Here is a 5893-nt window from a genome sequence, read left to right on the forward strand (position 1 = left end):
AGAGATTGAGAAAAATTTAGAGCAGATTAGGGCGCATTTTGTTAGTTAAATTTTGGGGTAATAAAAAGGGAGGGAGTGAGAGTAGTATTGACTACTTGCTAGATGAAAGATTTGAGGTAGGCACAGCGCGGATTTTAAAGGGCAATGCAGAGCTCACTAGAAACCTAATCAATACACTCACGCAGAAACACAAAACATGCGTAGGCTGTCTATCGTTTGAAGAGAGCAATATTGCGGAGCATTTAAAGCAAGAAATCATAGAGGGTTTTGAGCGTGCTTTATTGACTGATGAAATGCAGGAACGCTACAACATTTTATGGGTAGAACACAGGGATAAAGGCAGGCTAGAACTTAACTTTGTTATCCCTAGAATTGATCTAGCTACAAAGAAAGCTTTTACCCCCTATTATCACAGGGCAGATTTAGCGCGTATAGATACTTGGAAAAATCTAGTTAATTTGGAGCATAATTTTAGCAACCCAAAAGACCTTACTAGGGTGCAAAAAATCCAGCATTGCAACACCAAAATTCCCCAGCAAAAAAAGCTCTTTAAAGATTGCCAAGAACTAGATGATTTTTTACACGATAAAGTGAAAAATCATTTCCTTGATACAAGGCAAGAAATTATAGAGCTTTTGGAGGAGCATGGCATTGAAGTTACACGACAAGGAAAAGACTATATCAGTGTTAAGTTGCCTGAGAGCAAAAAAGCCATACGATTGAAAGGAGAAATTTACCATGAGCAATTCGGCAATGTTGCAAAGCATGGAAGCCACACTGATCAAGAAAAAGCAGGAGAAAGAACAGCAGATACAAGAGCAAGTCAATCAGATCACAGACACGCTCATGCAGACCGCAGAGAGCAGACTGAATCAGATCGCAGATACGATCATACAGAACGCAGAAAAGAAGTTGCAAATCTTAGACAAAAATTACACGAGCTCATTACGCACAAACAGCGTTACTATGCAACAAATCACAGAGAGGGTAGAACACGCTTTGCAGATGATCGATACACAGAACATCAGAGAGCTCAAAACTACAGCCAAAGCGATCCAAAACCAAGCGATCGCACAAATGCAAAAAGTAGGGAGGAAAAACAGCACATTAACAGCGATCATAAGTTGCACCTTGACAACGCTTTTAATGCTAGTCGTGTATCTACTTTTTATCGATCCACGCCACACCAAAGAGATCGAGGAGAAAGAGCAAGAAATAGCAGCGATGGGGGTAGAGCATATCAAGCAGATACACGAGCTCAAGGATCAGATAGCCGAGTTGAAAGCCAAGCTAAACAAGCTCGGCAAGAAACGCAGTCGGTAAGAGCGGTAAGAGGTAAGGATTTTGATGATGATGAGAGAGATACTGAGCGCATTAGAGCGCGCTTTGTTAGACGAAGTGGAGAGCTTGCAGAACGAAGTAGAGAGCTTGCAAGGCAAGATCGAGAGCTTGCAGAGCGAGAAAGTGGCTTACTTGGAGCAATTAGAGCGCATGAGGAGAGCTCACGAGGAGCAAGAGAAACAATCACAAGAGCTCATAGCCAAATTATGCGATTTAGAGGCTCTACAAGCGCAAGAGATACAAAACCATACTCAGACCCTATCCGAGAGCTTGAAAGCGATTCTGAGCGATTTAAAGCGCAAATACGAGGCATTGTTGCAGGAGGTGCAGACAGAGCTAGAGAAAATCAGAGCAGAGATGCAATTTTGCTACAAGGGCTTAGAGAGGCAGATACAGCAAGACTACAATACGCTAGTGAGCGAGCAGGAGAAACGCTACAGCGATTTACAGACTTCGTTGCAAGAGCAACAAGCGCAATTAGAAACGAGTCTGAAAAATTACGGCTTGCAAGCTTGTATCAACCACAAAGCAGGGGGAAAGGCAGGGGGAGATGACTGAACGATTTGACAGCTGGAACGAGCAAAAGAAAAAGCTAGACAAGAACCCGCCACATAAGGTCATCGTTGGTAACATCTACTGGATTTGCATTGGTCAGAATATCGGACACGAAGTCTATGGCAAATCTGCTAACTTCACGCGTCCCGTGCTTGTTGTGAAATTGCTATCTAGCAAGCTGTTTCTAGGTGTGCCACTCAGTAGTCAAATCCAAAAGAGAACCATGCCGTTTCATCATAACTTCAAGGATAGCAATGGCACAGAACAAGTCGCCCTATTGCACCAAATCCGCGTATTTGACACAAAACGCAGACGGACTAAGATCGCACAGGTCGGCGATGAAGTGCTCAAAATCATCAAGGACAGAATCAAAAGCGAAGTGATTGACTAATATTCCCTGCAACTAGGACAGGGCAACTTGCCAAAAAGCAAGCTCTGGTCTCCAAAAAGGAGATATGCATGCATTGTAGCACAAAAAATTAAAAACGATCGTTAATGCGCGATCGCGAGTCGATTTTTCAACAGGCCAGCCTGTTGAAACTCACAAAAACAAATCAAATCCTTAAATCTTACAGCTCATACAGAAAAGGCGTTTTTGTGAATTTTCACGGCGCGAACCTTAAAGCTAAATTTGAACCTTAAACGACATGCGCTTTATTTAGATCAGAGTCGGGCTAGTTGAAAAAGTGCTTTAAAGCCCGTATTTTAGGGGGTTAGATGAATTTTTAATTTGGCGGACATTTCCGCTAGAAATAGCGGACATTGCCGCTATTGCAATATGATTATTTCATACTTTTGTTTGATTATTTCATACTTTTGTTTGATTATTTCCTATTAATGTAGGTAGGTTACCTTAAGCGTAATTTGTTTGATTATTTCATACTTTTGTTTGATTATTTCCTATTAATGTAGGTAGGTTACCTTAAGCGTAATTTGTTTGATTATTTCATACTTTTGTTTGATTATTTCCTATTAATAATTTGTTTGATTATTACCTACTAATTAATGAACTTATCAAACATTAAAGTTAAAAATATTAGAATAATGCTTGTTTATAACAGGCTAATTAAGGAGCACCAATGAAAGATAACCCACAGACAGCTAACACTACCACCAAAGGCAGAGTCAAGAGCGGTAAGATCAAGAACGCCAAGACAACCAAGTTACAGAGGATAGAAACACGCCAAGAAATCTATATCAAAAACATCAAAACAGGCGAGATACAAGAAAGCGATGCTTTGATCTGTGATGCCATCGTAGAAAAAGATTGCAATTTTGACAAGCTCTTCACAGGCATGCTTTTTCACATACTCGGGGAAATAGGGGGAGCTCTGTTGCGGGCTTGTGTCAAGGTCATTGAGCTCAGAGATCGAGAAAATAGCGTTTTTGTCACTTCCGTGAAACTCGCAAAATTGTGCGATGTAAGCCTAGATACAGCAAAAAGAGCTTTAAAAATCCTAGTAGAAAAAAAAGTTTTGCAACCACTCACAGCGCGCGGAGGCGCGTATAGAGTTAATGGGAACATGATCTTCAAAGGCGGATATGAGAGTCGGCGCACGATTGTGTTTAGATTCCACGAACGCGAGGAGGAGATTTTGCAAGAAAAAACCACCAAAGCAACTACAAGCACAAAAAAACCAAAGCGTGAGAAAAAAAAGGGTGATGAGAAATGAAACACACGGCATGCGAACTTCATATACCGCATAATTCAAACATTGATGAAAATGCGCTCCTTGCTAGTTTCGTAATCCATGACATCATCAAAGACGGCATGAACGACATGAGTATCACAATGCTAAAAGCCTGTATCAAGGTCATTGAGCTCAGAGATCGAGAAAATAGCGTTTTTGTTACAGGCGAAAAACTTGCGAAGTTATGCGGTATTAGCCAACTAACAGCACAAAAAGCCCTAAAAACCCTAGTAGAAAAAAAAGTTTTGCAACCACTCACAGCACACGGAGGTGCATATAGGCTCAACACAAAAGTAGTTTTTATTCATCAAAGAGCACCCCGTGAATCTTAGCCTATCCATTTGCCATGACAGCACGCAATATGCTCTGAATCAATGGCAGGTTATCTACAACATTGAGAGCCTTGAAAAGCTAGCAGAACTAGCTTTAAAATACGATACTTCGCCTATGATTTTTTGCGCGGATAAAGCACGACAAAAATACGCAAAAAGCCAGCGCAGTCATGCCAATGTTATCGGCTTTAATAACGCTCTTTTTTTTGACATTGACAACCAAGAAAACGAGCCTTATTTGAGCGTGCAAGAGGCTCAAAAAATTCTCAAAAAACATCAGATTTTTTCTGTGATTATTCCTAGCAGAAATTATCTAAAAATCAAGCCCAAAGATACCCGAAAAAATATAGAGAGATACCGCATTATTATTCCTACACAAGTGCCTATCTCAGACTTTTTTTTCCAAGAAAAAGAGGCATACCAAATCTTGCAAATTTCTATCGCAAAAGCTCTAAAAATTTATGATTTTGTTGATAAGAGTGCGCTGAAAGATTTAGCAAGATTTTACAGGAAAAACGACCCCAATTCCCCAACACTTTTAGAGCCTATTATTATCAAAGGAAACAGGATCATGAACCTTGAGTTTTTGGAGCAAAATGCTATCCAAAAATTCCAAGAGATGAGAGAGAAAAAAATGGTCTTACAAGTGCCAAGACAACCTGTAAAAGAGGTAAGAGATAAGGATTTGAAAAGTAGGGGTTATTTAACGCATGCGGATATGGAAAAAATCCTAAGCACAGATATTCTCTTGCTGATTAGTATTTTTGAGGGAATTGAGCGAGAATATTACGAGGGAAGTTACCACATGGTTAAGACTAATAAGGGAGGGAAATATAGCCTGCTTGAGGATAAGAAAGTCGCGCACGATTTTAAGACAGATACAACCTTTAATTGCTTGAGCTATTTGGAGTTTCAATTACAGACCACCAATCTAAACAAAATTGCTAGGGAATTAGAGCAGATTATAGGCGAACCTTACATCATCTTAAACCCTGAAGTTTTTGGGGTAGTTTGCCACGCTATCAATGAGCTCAAAAACATCGTAAAAGTAGAGCAATTTTTGAAAGATTTTTATGGTGTAAAATTTGTCAAAATATCCTTAGAGGGGTGGGTAAAAATAGCCGACCAATATATCCAACTTCCAGCCCACTCTTTAGACATTTTTAAAGCCCAAAATAACACACCACAACAACACCCAAAAGTTAGCTATAATCAGATCAAGAAAAACCACCCCAATAAGGAGAAAAAAATGAGCCATACTAAGGAGCAAATTTTAGAGATTTTGAGCGCGATTGAAACTTGCGAAAAAGAGTTGCATGACAAGGAAAAAGAAGTCAAACAGCTCAGGGCTAAACTCAAGGGATTAAAGGTCAAATTACAAGGGGCAATTAACAAGATAGGCAAGTCAAAAAATACCGCCCCTAAAAAGCATAAAACCCATACCAATCCGCACACAGAAAATCAGCCCAACCACAACTAAAAAAACCCCCTTATTTTTTACAACTTTTTTTCCTGTATAAGCTGTAAGATTTAAGGATTTGATTTTGTTTGTTTTAGCCAGCTTTTAATGGCAATTTGCTAGAGTCTTGCCATCGTTTTATAATTACAGGGCAAGCATATACTTCGTAGCTACGCTACTCGTATGCTTGCAAGGGGGGCGCGCCCCCTTGAACCCCCAAGAAAGACAGAGGAAAATACCTTGATTACAAAGCCCATTACCAAGCGTCTAAGACTCTCTGAAAAAGAGTGGGAGATGATCCAATTTGAGATGAAAAAATCTCATCTCAATTTCTCTCAATTTGCGCTTACTTCTATGCTTAAAACACAGCCAAAATTTTCAGCCAAAAAAGCAAGAGCTTTAGCTAATAAAGATTTGATTATTGAGCTAGCTAAATGGGGCAATAATCTTAACCAAATTGCCAAACATCTTAACACCCAAAAAAGTATGGATAAAATCAGTCTAAAAATGCTTGC

At 39.7% G+C, this 5893-nt stretch carries 7 protein-coding genes and 1 pseudogene; all 8 read left to right on the top strand.

Annotated elements, in window-relative coordinates; genetic code table 11:
* Positions 1 to 38: 38 nt before the first annotated feature.
* Positions 39 to 753: pseudogene (locus tag C5684_RS09850) on the top strand (relaxase/mobilization nuclease domain-containing protein); the annotation flags it as partial.
* Positions 739 to 1323, top strand: a complete 585-nt coding sequence (locus tag C5684_RS09530) for a hypothetical protein (RefSeq protein ID WP_233708676.1) — start codon at positions 739 to 741, stop codon at positions 1321 to 1323. The pseudogene C5684_RS09850 and the gene C5684_RS09530, both read left to right, overlap by 15 nt.
* 24 nt (positions 1324 to 1347) lie before the next feature.
* Complete coding sequence (locus tag C5684_RS09535) at positions 1348 to 1899, top strand: hypothetical protein (RefSeq protein ID WP_233708677.1); 552 nt, start codon at positions 1348 to 1350, stop codon at positions 1897 to 1899.
* Entirely contained in the window at positions 1892 to 2287 is a 396-nt protein-coding gene (locus C5684_RS05835) for a type II toxin-antitoxin system PemK/MazF family toxin (protein WP_104639714.1), read from the top strand. Before C5684_RS09535 ends, C5684_RS05835 begins: the two co-directional genes overlap by 8 nt.
* 688 nt (positions 2288 to 2975) lie before the next feature.
* Complete coding sequence (locus C5684_RS05840) at positions 2976 to 3569, top strand: replication/maintenance protein RepL (protein ID WP_104639715.1); 594 nt, start codon at positions 2976 to 2978, stop codon at positions 3567 to 3569.
* On the top strand, positions 3566 to 3919 hold the full coding sequence (locus C5684_RS05845) for a replication/maintenance protein RepL (protein WP_104639716.1): 354 nt from the start codon (positions 3566 to 3568) through the stop codon (positions 3917 to 3919). The genes C5684_RS05840 and C5684_RS05845 overlap by 4 nt, the downstream gene beginning before the upstream one ends.
* Positions 3909 to 5399, top strand: a complete 1491-nt coding sequence (locus C5684_RS05850) for a hypothetical protein (protein WP_104639717.1) — start codon at positions 3909 to 3911, stop codon at positions 5397 to 5399. The genes C5684_RS05845 and C5684_RS05850 overlap by 11 nt, the downstream gene beginning before the upstream one ends.
* Before the next feature lie 273 nt (positions 5400 to 5672).
* On the top strand, positions 5673 to 5893 hold a 221-nt coding region (gene mobC, locus C5684_RS05855; RefSeq protein ID WP_233708678.1), incomplete at its 3' end, for a plasmid mobilization relaxosome protein MobC.

Origin of the sequence: Helicobacter bizzozeronii (genome assembly GCF_900196775.1) — a bacterium.
Classification (GTDB): domain Bacteria; phylum Campylobacterota; class Campylobacteria; order Campylobacterales; family Helicobacteraceae; genus Helicobacter; species Helicobacter bizzozeronii.